The 15,724-nt window shown below is 43.6% G+C and carries 7 protein-coding genes, 22 tRNA genes and 3 rRNA genes; 6 read left to right on the forward strand and 26 right to left on the reverse strand.

All coding sequences use genetic code 11. The features are described from left to right. Positions 1 to 223 precede the first annotated feature (223 nt). The 24 genes from AC4E8C_RS18685 to AC4E8C_RS18800 form a co-directional block, all read right to left on the reverse strand. Positions 224 to 295 (reverse strand) — tRNA-Glu (locus AC4E8C_RS18685). Positions 296 to 306: 11 nt separating this feature from the next. Continuing rightward, positions 307 to 397: transfer RNA gene (locus tag AC4E8C_RS18690), tRNA-Ser, on the reverse strand. Positions 398 to 402: 5 nt separating this feature from the next. Continuing rightward, positions 403 to 477: transfer RNA gene (locus AC4E8C_RS18695), tRNA-Asn, on the reverse strand. 9 nt (positions 478 to 486) lie between these two features. Continuing rightward, a tRNA-Ile gene (locus tag AC4E8C_RS18700) sits at positions 487 to 563 on the reverse strand. A 4-nt stretch (positions 564 to 567) separates the two neighbouring features. Then, positions 568 to 641, reverse strand: a tRNA-Gly gene (locus AC4E8C_RS18705). Positions 642 to 659: 18 nt separating this feature from the next. Then, positions 660 to 732: transfer RNA gene (locus tag AC4E8C_RS18710), tRNA-His, on the reverse strand. Positions 733 to 756: 24 nt separating this feature from the next. Beyond that, positions 757 to 832 (reverse strand) — tRNA-Phe (locus AC4E8C_RS18715). Positions 833 to 840: 8 nt separating this feature from the next. Further along, positions 841 to 917 (reverse strand) — tRNA-Asp (locus tag AC4E8C_RS18720). Between the two features lie 3 nt (positions 918 to 920). Next, positions 921 to 994: transfer RNA gene (locus AC4E8C_RS18725), tRNA-Met, on the reverse strand. Between the two features lie 162 nt (positions 995 to 1,156). Further along, positions 1,157 to 1,249, reverse strand: a tRNA-Ser gene (locus AC4E8C_RS18730). Between the two features lie 20 nt (positions 1,250 to 1,269). Then, positions 1,270 to 1,346 (reverse strand) — tRNA-Ile (locus tag AC4E8C_RS18735). A gap of 25 nt (positions 1,347 to 1,371) precedes the next feature. Further along, positions 1,372 to 1,448: transfer RNA gene (locus AC4E8C_RS18740), tRNA-Met, on the reverse strand. Between the two features lie 20 nt (positions 1,449 to 1,468). Next, a tRNA-Ala gene (locus AC4E8C_RS18745) sits at positions 1,469 to 1,544 on the reverse strand. Between the two features lie 14 nt (positions 1,545 to 1,558). After that, a tRNA-Pro gene (locus AC4E8C_RS18750) sits at positions 1,559 to 1,635 on the reverse strand. A 6-nt stretch (positions 1,636 to 1,641) separates the two neighbouring features. Next, positions 1,642 to 1,715: transfer RNA gene (locus AC4E8C_RS18755), tRNA-Arg, on the reverse strand. Positions 1,716 to 1,732: 17 nt separating this feature from the next. After that, positions 1,733 to 1,821: transfer RNA gene (locus AC4E8C_RS18760), tRNA-Leu, on the reverse strand. Between the two features lie 5 nt (positions 1,822 to 1,826). After that, positions 1,827 to 1,901: transfer RNA gene (locus AC4E8C_RS18765), tRNA-Gly, on the reverse strand. Positions 1,902 to 1,919: 18 nt separating this feature from the next. Continuing rightward, positions 1,920 to 2,001, reverse strand: a tRNA-Leu gene (locus AC4E8C_RS18770). 13 nt (positions 2,002 to 2,014) lie between these two features. Then, a tRNA-Lys gene (locus AC4E8C_RS18775) sits at positions 2,015 to 2,090 on the reverse strand. A gap of 6 nt (positions 2,091 to 2,096) precedes the next feature. Then, a tRNA-Thr gene (locus tag AC4E8C_RS18780) sits at positions 2,097 to 2,172 on the reverse strand. Positions 2,173 to 2,195: 23 nt separating this feature from the next. Further along, positions 2,196 to 2,271 (reverse strand) — tRNA-Val (locus AC4E8C_RS18785). A gap of 7 nt (positions 2,272 to 2,278) precedes the next feature. Then, positions 2,279 to 2,395 (reverse strand): 5S ribosomal RNA (gene rrf, locus AC4E8C_RS18790). A 127-nt stretch (positions 2,396 to 2,522) separates the two neighbouring features. After that, positions 2,523 to 5,459, reverse strand: a 23S ribosomal RNA gene (locus AC4E8C_RS18795). A 193-nt stretch (positions 5,460 to 5,652) separates the two neighbouring features. Next, positions 5,653 to 7,202 (reverse strand): 16S ribosomal RNA (locus AC4E8C_RS18800). The 16S, 23S and 5S rRNA genes sit together here with 21 tRNA genes alongside, the layout of an rRNA operon. Before the next feature lie 493 nt (positions 7,203 to 7,695). Here AC4E8C_RS18800 and AC4E8C_RS18805 point away from each other — a divergent pair. The 4 genes from AC4E8C_RS18805 (at position 7,696) to AC4E8C_RS18820 (ending at position 10,722) form a co-directional block, all read left to right on the forward strand. Continuing rightward, positions 7,696 to 8,391 (forward strand): MgtC/SapB family protein, encoded by a 696-nt coding sequence (locus AC4E8C_RS18805; protein WP_490208157.1) that lies wholly within the window; start codon positions 7,696 to 7,698, stop codon positions 8,389 to 8,391. Between the two features lie 91 nt (positions 8,392 to 8,482). Beyond that, positions 8,483 to 8,555 (forward strand) — tRNA-Ala (locus tag AC4E8C_RS18810). Between the two features lie 305 nt (positions 8,556 to 8,860). Further along, entirely contained in the window at positions 8,861 to 9,190 is a 330-nt protein-coding gene (locus AC4E8C_RS18815) for a DUF485 domain-containing protein (protein ID WP_490208158.1), read from the forward strand. Next, positions 9,187 to 10,722, forward strand: coding sequence for a solute symporter family protein (locus AC4E8C_RS18820; protein ID WP_490208159.1), 1,536 nt, complete (start codon positions 9,187 to 9,189; stop codon positions 10,720 to 10,722). Before AC4E8C_RS18815 ends, AC4E8C_RS18820 begins: the two co-directional genes overlap by 4 nt. Positions 10,723 to 10,765: 43 nt before the next feature. Here the strand turns inward: AC4E8C_RS18820 and AC4E8C_RS18825 are convergent, their stop codons facing one another. Beyond that, positions 10,766 to 12,172 carry a DEAD/DEAH box helicase gene (locus AC4E8C_RS18825; RefSeq protein ID WP_490208160.1) on the reverse strand — a complete coding sequence of 469 codons (1,407 nt, stop codon included), beginning with the start codon at positions 12,170 to 12,172 and terminating at the stop codon, positions 10,766 to 10,768. 196 nt (positions 12,173 to 12,368) lie between these two features. On the opposite strand from AC4E8C_RS18825, the gene AC4E8C_RS18830 reads away from it, so the two are divergent. Further along, on the forward strand, positions 12,369 to 12,947 hold the full coding sequence (locus tag AC4E8C_RS18830; protein ID WP_490208161.1) for an RBBP9/YdeN family alpha/beta hydrolase: 579 nt from the start codon (positions 12,369 to 12,371) through the stop codon (positions 12,945 to 12,947). Positions 12,948 to 13,086: 139 nt separating this feature from the next. Continuing rightward, a complete protein-coding gene (locus AC4E8C_RS18835; RefSeq protein WP_490208162.1) occupies positions 13,087 to 13,971 on the forward strand; it encodes a selenium metabolism-associated LysR family transcriptional regulator in 885 nt (294 codons plus the stop codon). 136 nt (positions 13,972 to 14,107) lie between these two features. On the opposite strand, the gene AC4E8C_RS18840 is transcribed toward AC4E8C_RS18835, so the two are convergent. Further along, positions 14,108 to 15,607, reverse strand: coding sequence for an acyl-CoA synthetase (locus AC4E8C_RS18840; RefSeq protein ID WP_490208163.1), 1,500 nt, complete (start codon positions 15,605 to 15,607; stop codon positions 14,108 to 14,110). Positions 15,608 to 15,724: the final 117 nt, after the last annotated feature.

The following is a 15,724-nucleotide window of genomic DNA, read 5'->3' on the forward strand; positions in this document are numbered from 1 at the left end:
GGTATCAATCATTTTTAAAGAGAAGATAACCAGTTAAATATTATTTTAATATAATAAATTTAATCTTTTATGCTGCCTTTTGCAGGAAAGGAAATGAAGGTTTTGGAAGACTTAATTTTATCTCAAATCAAAAGCGTATTTATATTCTACTGACACCATCTGTCTTTTCATAAAAAATTGCATACAAAAAAACTGATAACAGTATGTTATCAGTTTTTATCTATGACCCCTACGGGACTCGAACCCGTGTTACCTCCGTGAAAGGGAGGTGTCTTAACCGCTTGACCAAGGGGCCGATTATATTTATGGCGGAGAAGGAGGGATTTGAACCCTCGCGCCGGTCACCCGACCTACACCCTTAGCAGGGGCGCCTCTTCAGCCACTTGAGTACTTCCCCATAATTGGCTCCGCAGGTAGGACTCGAACCTACGACCGATCGGTTAACAGCCGATAGCTCTACCACTGAGCTACTGCGGAACATTAAAATGGTGGGCCTAAATGGACTCGAACCATCGACCTCACGCTTATCAGGCGTGCGCTCTAACCAGCTGAGCTATAGGCCCCAATTGGAGCGGGTGATGGGAATCGAACCCACTACATCAGCTTGGAAGGCTGAGGTTTTACCAGTAAACTACACCCGCATAATAATTTTTAAAAGGGGCGGCTGATGGGAATCGAACCCACGAATGCCTGAACCACAATCAGGTGCGTTAACCACTTCGCCACAGCCGCCATAAGAATATATTCAATTAAAAATGGTGGCTCAGGACGGAATCGAACCGCCGACACAAGGATTTTCAGTCCTTTGCTCTACCGACTGAGCTACTGAGCCACACTTAGTGGCGGTCTGGACGGGACTCGAACCCGCGACCTCCTGCGTGACAGGCAGGCATTCTAACCAACTGAACTACCAGACCGTATTGCGGGGACAGGATTTGAACCTGTGACCTTCGGGTTATGAGCCCGACGAGCTACCAGACTGCTCCACCCCGCGACAATAATAAATAATTCGGTGAATCTATGCTCCAAGCTTGCATGGACTGTATCAATCTCAGTAAGCTAATTCAAGCAGCGATTCGATTGACACAACTCGCAGATTATTCACTGAAGCAATGCTCGTTGCTCCACCCCGCGACAATAAAAGGCATAAAAATTATGGAGGAGGAAGAGGGATTCGAACCCCCGCGCGGTGTTACCCGCCTGTCGGTTTTCAAGACCGATCCCTTCAGCCAGACTTGGGTATTCCTCCGTGTGTAATATAAAGTTTCATGGTGGACCTTGTAGGACTCGAACCTACGACCGGACGGTTATGAGCCGTCTGCTCTAACCAGCTGAGCTAAAGGTCCAAGTTGAAGTACTTTTAAATGATATTGGTAGCGGCGGAGGGGATCGAACCCCCGACCTTACGGGTATGAACCGTACGCTCTAGCCAGCTGAGCTACACCGCCAAATATTCAAATTTAAATTTTGGTGGAGTCTAGGGGGATCGAACCCCTGACCTCCTGCGTGCAAAGCAGGCGCTCTCCCAGCTGAGCTAAGACCCCATTTGAAAAGGAGATGGTCGGGAAGACAGGATTCGAACCTGCGACCCCTTGGTCCCAAACCAAGTGCTCTACCAAGCTGAGCTACTTCCCGAAATAATGCGCCCTGAGAGATTCGAACTCCCGACCTTTTGATTCGTAGTCAAACACTCTATCCAGCTGAGCTAAGGGCGCATATGAATTTGTTGTAATGGTGCCGAGGACCGGAATCGAACCGGTACGGTAGTCACCTACCGCAGGATTTTAAGTCCTGTGCGTCTGCCAGTTCCGCCACCCCGGCATTAATGGAGCGGAAGACGGGATTCGAACCCGCGACCCCCACCTTGGCAAGGTGATGTTCTACCACTGAACTACTTCCGCATATAAGAAATTAAATGATGCGGGTGAAGGGAGTCGAACCCCCACGCCTTGCGGCGCCAGATCCTAAGTCTGGTGCGTCTGCCAATTCCGCCACACCCGCATATTCATTTAAATGGTGAGCCATGAAGGACTCGAACCTTCGACCCTCTGATTAAAAGTCAGATGCTCTACCAACTGAGCTAATGGCTCGTATAGTGGTGCCGGCGAGAGGAATTGAACCCCCAACCTACTGATTACAAGTCAGTTGCTCTACCAATTGAGCTACCCCGGCAAATAATAATTTGGAATAATATATGGTGGAGGATGACGGGATCGAACCGCCGACCCTCTGCTTGTAAGGCAGATGCTCTCCCAGCTGAGCTAATCCTCCATATATTGCCTGGCAACGTCCTACTCTCACAGGGACGCATGTCCCAACTACCATTGGCGCTGAGAAGCTTAACTTCCGTGTTCGGTATGGGAACGGGTGTGACCTTCTCGCCATAATTGCCAGACCATTTATTCGACACTATTTTATTATAATGTCTTTTTGATATTTTTCAAGAGGAAATTAAAAATTTTTCATTCCCTCAAAACTAGATAATGCAGAAGAAGTTTAAAAATCGAGTTCACCTAATATAAATGGTTAAGTCCTCGAACGATTAGTATCAGTCAGCTCCACATGTCGCCACGCTTCCACCTCTGACCTATCAACCTGATCATCTTTCAGGGTTCTTACTAGCTTGACGCTATGGGAAATCTCATCTTGAGGGGGGCTTCATGCTTAGATGCTTTCAGCACTTATCCCGTCCGCACATAGCTACCCAGCGATGCCTTTGGCAAGACAACTGGTACACCAGCGGTGCGTCCATCCCGGTCCTCTCGTACTAAGGACAGCTCCTCTCAAATTTCCTGCGCCCACGACGGATAGGGACCGAACTGTCTCACGACGTTCTGAACCCAGCTCGCGTACCGCTTTAATGGGCGAACAGCCCAACCCTTGGGACCGACTACAGCCCCAGGATGCGATGAGCCGACATCGAGGTGCCAAACCTCCCCGTCGATGTGGACTCTTGGGGGAGATAAGCCTGTTATCCCCGGGGTAGCTTTTATCCGTTGAGCGATGGCCCTTCCATGCGGAACCACCGGATCACTAAGCCCGACTTTCGTCCCTGCTCGACTTGTAGGTCTCGCAGTCAAGCTCCCTTGTGCCTTTACACTCTACGAATGATTTCCAACCATTCTGAGGGAACCTTTGGGCGCCTCCGTTACTCTTTAGGAGGCGACCGCCCCAGTCAAACTGCCCACCTGACACTGTCTCCCACCCCGATAAGGGGTGCGGGTTAGAATTTCAATACAGCCAGGGTAGTATCCCACCGACGCCTCCACCGAAGCTAGCGCTCCGGCTTCTCAGGCTCCTACCTATCCTGTACAAGCTGTACCAAAATTCAATATCAGGCTACAGTAAAGCTCCACGGGGTCTTTCCGTCCTGTCGCGGGTAACCTGCATCTTCACAGGTACTATAATTTCACCGAGTCTCTCGTTGAGACAGTGCCCAGATCGTTACGCCTTTCGTGCGGGTCGGAACTTACCCGACAAGGAATTTCGCTACCTTAGGACCGTTATAGTTACGGCCGCCGTTTACTGGGGCTTCGATTCAGAGCTTCGCTTGCGCTAACCCCTCCTCTTAACCTTCCAGCACCGGGCAGGCGTCAGCCCCTATACTTCGCCTTGCGGCTTCGCAGAGACCTGTGTTTTTGCTAAACAGTCGCCTGGGCCTATTCACTGCGGCTCTTCGAGGCTATGAACCTCAAAGAGCACCCCTTCTCCCGAAGTTACGGGGTCATTTTGCCGAGTTCCTTAACGAGAGTTCTCTCGCTCACCTTAGGATTCTCTCCTCGCCTACCTGTGTCGGTTTGCGGTACGGGCACCTTTTATCTCGCTAGAGGCTTTTCTTGGCAGTGTGGAATCAGGAACTTCGGTACTAAATTTCCCTCGCTGTCACAGCTCAGCCTTCACGGTGAACGGATTTTCCTATTCACCAGCCTAACTGCTTAGACGCGCATATCCAACAGCGCGCTTACCCTATCCTCCTGCGTCCCCCCATCACTCAAACGATAAAGAGGTGGTACAGGAATATCAACCTGTTGTCCATCGCCTACGCCTTTCGGCCTCGGCTTAGGTCCCGACTAACCCTGAGCGGACGAGCCTTCCTCAGGAAACCTTAGGCATTCGGTGGATGAGATTCTCACTCATCTTTCGCTACTCATACCGGCATTCTCACTTCTAAGCGCTCCACCAGTCCTTACGGTCTAGCTTCAACGCCCTTAGAACGCTCTCCTACCACTGACACCTGATGGTGTCAATCCACAGCTTCGGTGATACGTTTAGCCCCGGTACATTTTCGGCGCAGAGTCACTCGACCAGTGAGCTATTACGCACTCTTTAAATGGTGGCTGCTTCTAAGCCAACATCCTGGTTGTCTAAGCAACTCCACATCCTTTTCCACTTAACGTATACTTTGGGACCTTAGCTGGTGGTCTGGGCTGTTTCCCTTTTGACTACGGATCTTATCACTCGCAGTCTGACTCCCACGGATAAGTCTTTGGCATTCGGAGTTTGTCTGAATTCGGTAACCCGATGAGGGCCCCTAGTCCAAACAGTGCTCTACCTCCAAGACTCTTACTACGTGAGGCTAGCCCTAAAGCTATTTCGGAGAGAACCAGCTATCTCCAAGTTCGATTGGAATTTCTCCGCTACCCACACCTCATCCCCGCACTTTTCAACGTGCGTGGGTTCGGGCCTCCATCCAGTGTTACCTGGACTTCACCCTGGACATGGGTAGATCACCTGGTTTCGGGTCTACGACCACATACTCATTCGCCCTATTCAGACTCGCTTTCGCTGCGGCTCCGTCTCTTCAACTTAACCTTGCATGGGATCGTAACTCGCCGGTTCATTCTACAAAAGGCACGCCATCACCCATGAACGGGCTCTGACTACTTGTAGGCACACGGTTTCAGGAACTATTTCACTCCCCTTCCGGGGTGCTTTTCACCTTTCCCTCACGGTACTGGTTCACTATCGGTCACTAGGGAGTATTTAGCCTTGGGAGATGGTCCTCCCTGCTTCCGACCGGATTTCTCGTGTCCGGCCGTACTCAGGATCCACTCAGGAGGGAACGAAGTTTCAACTACAGGGTTTTTACCTTCTATGACGGACCTTTCCAGATCGCTTCATTTACCCCGTTCCTTTGTAACTCCATGTTGAGTGTCCTACAACCCCAAGAGGCAAGCCTCTTGGTTTGGGCTATGTCCCGTTTCGCTCGCCGCTACTCAGGGAATCGCGTTTGCTTTCTCTTCCTCCGGGTACTTAGATGTTTCAGTTCCCCGGGTATGCCATCAATACCCTATGTATTCAGGTAAAGATACTGCTCCATTACGAGCAGTGGGTTCCCCCATTCGGAAATCTCCGGATCAAAGCTTACTTACAGCTCCCCGAAGCATATCGGTGTTAGTCCCGTCCTTCATCGGCTCCTAGTGCCAAGGCATTCACCGTGCGCCCTTTCTAACTTAACCTAAAAGGTTATTTCTCTTAATTACTTAAGAGAGAAAACTAAAATGGCGATTACTCGATGTTTTCTTGCTTCTTCTTACGATTATCTAGTTTTCAAAGAACGAATGTTGTGCATTGAGAGAATTGCTCCCTCAAAACTAAACAAACAAAAAGCGGTCAACTTTTATCAGTCCACAAGGACTGCATATTCCTTAGAAAGGAGGTGATCCAGCCGCACCTTCCGATACGGCTACCTTGTTACGACTTCACCCCAATCATCTGTCCCACCTTAGGCGGCTGGCTCCTTGCGGTTACCCCACCGACTTCGGGTGTTACAAACTCTCGTGGTGTGACGGGCGGTGTGTACAAGGCCCGGGAACGTATTCACCGCGGCATGCTGATCCGCGATTACTAGCGATTCCGGCTTCATGTAGGCGAGTTGCAGCCTACAATCCGAACTGAGAATGGTTTTATGGGATTGGCTAGGCCTCGCGGCTTTGCTGCCCTTTGTACCATCCATTGTAGCACGTGTGTAGCCCAGGTCATAAGGGGCATGATGATTTGACGTCATCCCCACCTTCCTCCGGTTTGTCACCGGCAGTCTCCTTAGAGTGCCCAACTAAATGCTGGCAACTAAGAACAAGGGTTGCGCTCGTTGCGGGACTTAACCCAACATCTCACGACACGAGCTGACGACAACCATGCACCACCTGTCACTCTGTCCCCCGAAGGGGAAATTCCTATCTCTAGGAGTGTCAGAGGATGTCAAGACCTGGTAAGGTTCTTCGCGTTGCTTCGAATTAAACCACATGCTCCACCGCTTGTGCGGGCCCCCGTCAATTCCTTTGAGTTTCAGCCTTGCGGCCGTACTCCCCAGGCGGAGTGCTTAATGCGTTAGCTGCAGCACTAAGGGGCGGAAACCCCCTAACACTTAGCACTCATCGTTTACGGCGTGGACTACCAGGGTATCTAATCCTGTTTGCTCCCCACGCTTTCGCGCCTCAGCGTCAGTTACAGACCAGAAAGCCGCCTTCGCCACTGGTGTTCCTCCACATCTCTACGCATTTCACCGCTACACGTGGAATTCCGCTTTCCTCTTCTGCACTCAAGTCCCCCAGTTTCCAATGACCCTCCACGGTTGAGCCGTGGGCTTTCACATCAGACTTAAAGGACCGCCTGCGCGCGCTTTACGCCCAATAATTCCGGACAACGCTTGCCACCTACGTATTACCGCGGCTGCTGGCACGTAGTTAGCCGTGGCTTTCTGGTTAGGTACCGTCAAGGTACCGGCAGTTACTCCGGTACTTGTTCTTCCCTAACAACAGAGCTTTACGACCCGAAGGCCTTCATCGCTCACGCGGCGTTGCTCCATCAGACTTTCGTCCATTGTGGAAGATTCCCTACTGCTGCCTCCCGTAGGAGTCTGGGCCGTGTCTCAGTCCCAGTGTGGCCGATCACCCTCTCAGGTCGGCTACGCATCGTCGCCTTGGTGAGCCGTTACCTCACCAACTAGCTAATGCGCCGCGGGCCCATCTGTAAGTGTCAGCGTAAACCGACTTTCAGCTTTTCCTCATGAGAGGAAAAGGATTATCCGGTATTAGCATCGGTTTCCCGATGTTATCCCAGTCTTACAGGCAGGTTGCCCACGTGTTACTCACCCGTCCGCCGCTAATCTTGAGAAGCAAGCTCCTCAAGATTCGCTCGACTTGCATGTATTAGGCACGCCGCCAGCGTTCGTCCTGAGCCAGGATCAAACTCTCCGAGAAAGTTGATTTAGCTCATTTTGTTACGTTGGCTTAGTTTCATACGAAACTAATATTATTGTTTGTTGACGTTTTTGTTTGTTTAGTTTTCAAAGAACATTTACTCAATCGCCCAAAAGCGACTTCACTAATATATCATGTTTCTCAACTTAGTGTCAACAACTTTTTAAAATTTATTTTAAGTTGTTTACCGCTCGCTGAGGACAGGTATTAATATACCATGATAGATTAATGATTGCAATATAATTTTTAAACTTTTTATATTTAATAAGGCAAACTTTATTTCTTATACTCATAAAATAACCTTGAACTGTATATCTAATAAGAGAATAGCTTTTTTAATTTATATCCATTAAAATTAAGTTCTTCCATTCTTTTATGTTTTAAGAATAAATGAAAAAGAATATTTCCTTGATTTCATTTTCATTGTAAGATATTTCTATTCAATAAAAAAACCTTCAGTTAACAATGACACTTGTATTGGAAGTGAAATGAGATGAGTAATGCAGACATTGATATATTAATCAAACTAGGAATTTCTGCAGTTTTCGGACTGATTATTGGTCTTGAACGTGAATTAAAGAGAAAGCCAGTTGGCCTTAAAACAAGTCTTGTTATATCTGTTGTCAGTTGTTTGTTAACGATTGTTTCCATACAATCTGCCTATATGTTCCCAACCTCGGATGATGTGAAAATTACAATGGATCCACTGCGTCTAGCAGCTCAGATTGTATCTGGAATTGGCTTTTTAGGTGCAGGTGTAATATTAAGAAGAGGAAACGACAGTATTTCAGGCTTAACTACAGCTGCCATGATTTGGGGGGCTGCAGGCATAGGTATTGCCGTTGGTGCAGGTTTTTATATAGAAGCTTTTGCTGGAGTTGCTTTACTTATTATTAGTGTTGAATTTATCCCTTTTCTTATGAAGATTATTGGACCCAAACAGTTAAGAGAAAAAGAAATCAATCTCCAACTTTTTATAAGAGACCAAAGACAAATTGAAACTACTATTTCATTTTTAATAGAAAAAAAGTATATTATTCGCAGGCTCCGAATAAAGGATTTAGATAATGGAGATCATCTAGTTCAAATATTAGTGGCTGTTGATTATCGAGATAAAACTACAGAAGTTTATGCTGCTGTTTCGGCGATAGATGGTGTACAAAAAGTAGAAATTGAAAGTATTGGATAAGGGTAATAGCAAAATATTATCCTGTTTATAAAAATTTTCTCTTGCAAGATTTTTATAATCCAGATATAATTTCTCTTGTACCAATAATACTGGGGGCTTAGCTCAGCTGGGAGAGCGCTTGCATGGCATGCAAGAGGTCGTCGGTTCGATCCCGATAGTCTCCATACTTGAAAATCATTGCGATGCAGTGATTTTCTTTTTTTATGTCCTCTTTTATACATCATTAGGTAAATTTTCCTGTTTTTAGAAATTTTTCTTGCGTATTTTATTACCCTATTACTATAATAAGCAGTAGATTCATTTTTTGAAATTTTAGAATAATCTGTATTAGAGGTGATATATAAAGATAATATAAACCTAAGTTAGATATCATTCTGCCACAGTAATTTTTTTCTTCAACCAATGACCCACACTAATATTTTTTCCAAATGTTTTAAGAGTTCTTTTTAATGAAAGGGGGAAGCTTCCAATGGAGGCTCGGAAGACTAAACTTAATTCTGAAAGCGATTACAGTTCCATTGTTAACTCGTCATCATTTCAAACATTACTCTCCGAAAAGAAAAAGTTTATTATCCCAATCACCATCTTCTTTTTTTGTTTTTATTTTGCGCTGCCCATCCTTACTTCTTATACAACCATTTTAAATCATAAATTTATTGGCAGTATTACTTGGGCATGGGTTTTTGCTTTTCTACAATTCATTATGACTTGGGGTTTGTGTATGCTTTATTCAAAAAAGGCAGCTAGATTTGATGAATTAGCAAATCAGGTGGTTGAAGAAGGGGGGAATCGCCAATGAATACTCCCGCTTTTATTATGTTCCTGGGCATTGTTCTGGTAACCTTAGTTATTACTTATTACGCTTCTAAGAAAACAAAAAATGCAAGTGAATTTTATACAGCAGGCGGAGGTCTGACAGGATGGCAAAATGGAATGGCCATTGCTGGAGATTATATGTCGGCAGCTTCCTTCCTAGGAATTGCTGGTGCTGTAGCATTAACAGGGTTTGATGGATTTTTTTACAGCATTGGCTTCCTTGTTGCCTATTTAGTTGTTCTTTATTTAGTCGCTGAACCGCTCCGCAATTTAGGAAAGTATACTTTTGCTGATATGATTGCTGCCCGCTTCGATGCAAAAAAAATTCGGGGATTTGCTGCAATGAATACAGTGGCTATCTCCATCTTTTATATGATCGCCCAGCTTGTTGGAGCAGGTGCTCTTATAAAATTATTATTAGGTTTAGAATATACTACTTCTGTTTTGATTGTCGGGGTGTTAATGACCGTCTATGTTATTTTTGGCGGGATGCATGCAACAAGCTGGGTCCAGATTATTAAAGCCGTCCTTTTAATGGGTGGTACATTATTAATTTCAATTATTGTTTTTGCTAAGTTTAATTGGAGTATTACGGATATGTTTGCGCAAATGAAAACAGCAACACCTTTGAAAGAAGCCTTTTTAAATCCAGGTGTTAAATACAAAATAGGCCTTGATACTATATCCTTGAATATGGGACTAGTCTTGGGTACTGCTGGCCTGCCACATATTCTTGTCCGCTTCTTTACCGTAAAGGATGCGAAAACAGCGCGTTCTTCTGTTGTTTACGCGACATGGATTATTGGGATTTTCTATGTGATGACTATTTTCCTTGGCTTCGGTGCGGCAGCTTTTGTTGGAAACTCTGAAATTGTAGCTGCTAATCCTGCCGGAAATATGGCGGCACCTCTTTTAGCACAAGCGATTGGTGGTAATATGTTGTTTGCCTTTATTTCAGCTGTAGCTTTTGCCACCATTCTTGCAGTTGTCGCTGGACTTGTTTTGACCTCTGCATCTGCAGTTGCACACGATTTCTATAATGAAATTCTTCGTAAAGGGAAGGCAACCGAGAAACAACAGGTTAGCATGGCACGCTGGGCTGCAATTGGCGTCTCTGTCATATCCATTATTCTTGCTTTAGGTGCACAAACCCTGAATGTTGCATTCCTTGTATCACTTGCCTTTGCAGTAGCAGCAAGTGCGAACTTACCTGTCATTATTTACACGATTTATTGGAAACGGTTTAATACAACGGGAGCTGTTTGGGCGATGGTAGTGGGACTTATCTCTGCCATTGGTTTAGTCCTTATTAGTCCGAATGTCTTCAGTCCTGAAGTCGGAAAAGCTATTTTTGTAGGGAACCCACTCTTCCCATATACAACCCCAGGGATTGTTTCGATTCCTTTGGGATTTTTAGCCGGTTATCTGGGTACGATCTTCTCCAGCCAAAAAGCTGATGTGAAGAAATATGAAGAAGTTCTTGTTAAATCTAACACTGGGATAGGAATTCGCTAATATAAAAAATGGAACTGATATTTCCTCAGTTCCATTTTTTTATTTATTTTTTTCTGCCTGAACCCCTCTTTGAATTACTTCTAGTCAATGAACTTGAAGTAGTGTGTTTTCCTTTAGTAAAGGTTTGTTGTTTTCCCCGCTCAACTGATGAAGTTGCCCCCTTTTTTCTTGAATTCTCTTTCCGTTCAGGCTTGTTTTGACCCTCAGCCCTATTTTCGGTTTTACTCCTGCCCGTTCTTTGAACTTTGTTGTATTTATGGGTATCTCTAGTACCAGCACTACGCTCTTCTTTTTGAAAATGAGTACGCCCTTTATAGTGGTCTTTTTCATTGTTGGCGTTATCCAAGTTCTGTTTTTTTATCGAAATTTTAAGGTCTTTTTCGATTAATTCTAGTGTGGGTTGATCGGAAGTAGTGTATAACGTAAGAGCCAATCCCGTCATTCCTGCCCTGCCTGTTCGACCAATTCGATGGATATAGCTCTCAGCGTCTTGAGGAATATCATAGTTATATACATGGGTTACACCCTCAACATCCAGCCCCCTTGCAGCCACATCTGTGGCAATCAATAGTTGGATCTCCGCATCTCGAAAGCGTTTCATGACTTGTTCTCGTTTGGACTGTGATAAATCTCCATGCAATTCATCGCAAGAGTACCCTTGAGCTTTTAAACCGTCATATAGTTTACTAACTCTTCGTTTCGTCCGGCAAAAAATAACAGCTAAAAAAGGGCGATGTTCTTCTACTAATTGAATCAGCGTTGCTTGCTTTGCCCGATCAGTGGTATGGATAGCCATTTGCTTGACATTTTCAGCAGGACCTTGTGTTTTTTCTACTTGAATGTATTCTGGTTGATCCATATGTTTTGCTGCTAGTTTCCGAATTTCCGGCGGCATCGTTGCAGAGAATAACATCGTTTGTCGGTACTCAGGTGTTTCCCTAATAATATCTTCTACTTCACCTAGAAACCCAATATGAAGCATTTGGTCGGCCTCATCTAAAACTAAGAAAGATACTTCCGATAATCTTATCGTTTCTCTCCTGATATGATCTAACAACCGGCCAGGTGTCCCCACCACAATTTGCGGATTCCTTTTTAATTTTTTTAACTGTTTCGCGACATCTTGTCCCCCATAAACTGCTAAAACAGCTATCCCCTCCATATTAGCAACTAACTTTTCTACTTCTTCCGTAATTTGCAGTGCTAATTCTCTCGTAGGTGTGACAATTAATGCCTGAACATGCGTTGCTTCTCGATCAATTTTTTCAAGGATTGGCAAAATAAAGGCAAATGTTTTCCCAGTACCCGTTTGCGCTTGTGCAATTACATCGTTCCCCTTCATGACAAAGGGAATGGCTTGCTCTTGGATGGGTGTTGGTTTTGCAATCCCATAACCACGTAATTGTTCCACTAAAGTTTCTGAAATACCTAATGTTAAAAAGTCTGTCAAATAAACCCCTACCTTCCAAATAACCTATTCACTAATATTGATAGTTTATCGAAACAATTGCAAATATACATTGTTAATATTTGAAAAAACTAAGAGAAATCTGACAACAGTGTTGCCTTTTCCATTTAAAAGCCTTATAATTTCGATAAAACCAACTTAATCAATCGGAATAGTTTAAATAAACAAATGGAGGGGTATGATGAACCAACAAAGTTTTCTCATCATTCATGGATTAGGCGGCAGTGGACCAGATCATTGGCAAACATGGTTAGCTCAAGAATTAACAAAAAGAAATTATCATGTTTGTTACCCAACTTTTTCACAGTTCCAATCACCAAATAAAAAGGTTTGGCTGGAAGAATTAACGGAGGCAATCCAAACCATTCCAGCTGGTTCTCAACTTACAGTAATTACCCATAGTTTAGGATGCTTCCTATGGCTTCATTATGCAGCGAGTCACCCAAAGAGGACTGTCAAGCAAGCGATCCTCGTTGCACCGCCATCTCCATCTGTTGTTCTTACAGAAGCAAAATCCTTTTATCCTGTACCATTATTGGAAAAACATCTAAATAAAGCAGCAGAAGCTTCATTATTTGTCCACTCATCAAATGATCCATATTGTAATATGGAGGATGCGAAAAACTACTTAAAGCTTGCTTTTCCTTCGATTGTTTTACCAAATGCCGGGCATATAAATACTGATTCAGGGCACGGAAAATGGCCTTGGATATTGGACCATTGCCTTTCACATGAAAATATAGCTTTGAATAGATAGCCTGAAGGAGTGACTGCCACTCCTTCTTTATTTTTGTCGTAAAATTAGTTCATTCTTTTTTATGGTAAACTAAAATTATTATAGTTGTTTTTTCAATGAGTATTAATCGATTATATATATACAAAGGAGAAGATTTTCTGTGGATTTGCATCAACTGTATGTATTTACGAAAGTAGTGGAGCATAAAAGTTTTTCTAAAGCAGCAGAAGATATCTTTTTAAGTCAATCTACTGTCAGTTCCCATATACAAGGCCTCGAGAAAATGCTGGGGATGAAACTGTTTGATCGTGTTGGCAGGGAAAGTATCCTTACTCCACAAGGAGAACGTTTGTATCAGTGGGCTCTTCAGCTATTACTCCTAAAAGATCAAGCACTGCTCGATTTAAAGCAAGGGATGACAGAGCTTCAAGGAATGATTCGAATTGCAACAAGTTCTGTTCCAGGACAATTTATGATACCTAAAATGGTTAAACAATTTAGACAACAATATCCTGATGTAACCTTTCATATTAACCAGTTCTCTTCAAGAATTGTTGCGGAAAGGGTATTGAATGGATCTGTTGATATGGGGATATTAGGTCAAAAATTTGATGACGATAAACTTTGCTATATTCCTTTAATGAAGGAGAAATTAGTTCTAGTTACCTCAAACGAAGTTGAATTAATAGAACCTGTATCCATTCAAAATCTGTTAGCTTTCCCTTTTATTATGAGGAATTCTGATTCTGGAACAAATGCCTTACTAGAGCGGTTCCTGAAAAAACATAAAATAGCAAAAGATAAATTAAACATCATTTCCTATATTGAGGATGGACAGAGCTTAATTCAATTTGTCATACAGAATGTGGGGATTTCCATCATTTCAGAAGTTGCTGCGAACGAATATGTAAATAATCATATGCTTAGGATGTATAACATCGAGGGTTTTGATGTTGAAAGGTATTTTTATCTTGTCTACAATAAGAACAAAACGCAATCGATTGTAGCTAAGATTTTCATAGAAGGTGCGACTGATTTACTTTAACTTGACATCTGCTTTTAACACGAGGTTTTCATCGGCCACTTCACAATTATCTGGTATCTTAAAGGGCGTAAAGTTTCCATATAATTTTGAGGAGTAAATAAAAATGTAAAAGGGGAGAACCTTTTGTTCTCCCCTTTTATATGCGAGTTCCGATTTCTTTTAACTTTTTTTTATCGATTTTTCCTACATGCGTTTTGGGCATTTCCTTTAAACGAATGAATTTTTTCGGGATCTTGTACTTGCCTAGTTTTACCCCGCAATATATCTTAAATTCTTCATCTTGTATGTTTGTGTTATCCATTAAGGTTATGAACGCTACAACCAATTCACCCCATTTTTCTTCAGGAAATCCGATTACGGCCACTTCATCAATAGCAGGGTGTGCCGCTAGCCAATGCTCTACTTCAAGTGGATAAACATTCTCCCCTCCCGTTATGATCATATCCTTTTTTCGTCCGACAATATAATAAAAGCCAGCTTCATCCCTTTTCGCAAGATCCCCCGTATGAATCCAGCCATCCATGACCGTTTCCTTTGTAGCCCGTTCGTTATTCCAATAAAATGAAAAAGAATGTTTTCCATTAATTAATAATTCTCCGACCTCGCCCGGCTTCGCCTCGCTCCCATCAGATTTTACTAACTTTATCGAGTTAAACAGCATTGGCTTGCCAACAGATCCACGTCTGACTTGTGCATCTTCCGGACTAATGTAAAAATTATTCGGCCCTGCCTCTGACAGTCCATATCCCTCCTTAAAGGAAAGCCCCTTGTTTTGAAATGCTTCGTATATTGGCAAAGGACAGGGAGCGGCTCCAGAGAGGAATATTTTCATAAACGGAAAACTGGTATGCTGAAATTCATCTAATTGTATCAACATATGATACATGGTCGGGACAAGGAGAATGATGGTGCAGCGATAATGATTAAGGGAGTGCACCGCTTTTTGTCCAGTAAATATCTCTCCAATTACAACGGTTCCTCCTATCATGAGAATGGGAATACTCAAAGCATTTAACCCGCCCGTATGGAACATTGGCATGTAGTTGATTGTAATATCCTCACTGGTTAAACCCCAGCTTAAAATGGTATTAATGGCATTCCACATAATGGATTGATGGCTTAATACGACACCTTTTGGCTTACCAGTTGTCCCGCCTGTGTAAATGATTGCCAGTGGGTCGGTTTCAAGCAGCTGTCCACTGAAACTATCATCAAGTGGATAGGAAACCAGTTCTTCATAACCGTCATCTCCTATTAAAAAGGAACTTAAGCTAAAATTAGTTAGGGGTTGATACAAGTCTTTAAATTCCTGATGAATTCCTAAAAGGGCTGGTGTGCAATCCCCCAATATTTCCTTTATTTCATGCACGGATAAGCGCCAATTTAGGGGAACAAAGATGGCCCCAATTTTACTGCAGGCAAACAATACATCGAAATAGCTAATATGGTTGGGTGATAGTATAGCAATCCGATCGCCTTTTTTAATGCCGCAGGCTTGAAGCCAGCTGGCAAGCGATTTTGCCCTATTATTTAAACCTTCAAATGTCCAGGATTTGTTCGTGTCTTCTTCTATAATCGCCTCTTTTTTCGGAGATACTCTTGCTCTATTTTCCAGCCAATCCAGTTCCCACCTCACCGAACAATCGCTCCTTCACTACTAGATGGAATCATTTTACTGAGATTCGGTTACAAGGAAGTTACAAACTAATAACTTGCTAGTTATTGCATCTAGTTAGCAAAGTTTCTTTTATAA

Source organism: Neobacillus sp. SRL179, from assembly GCF_984799095.1.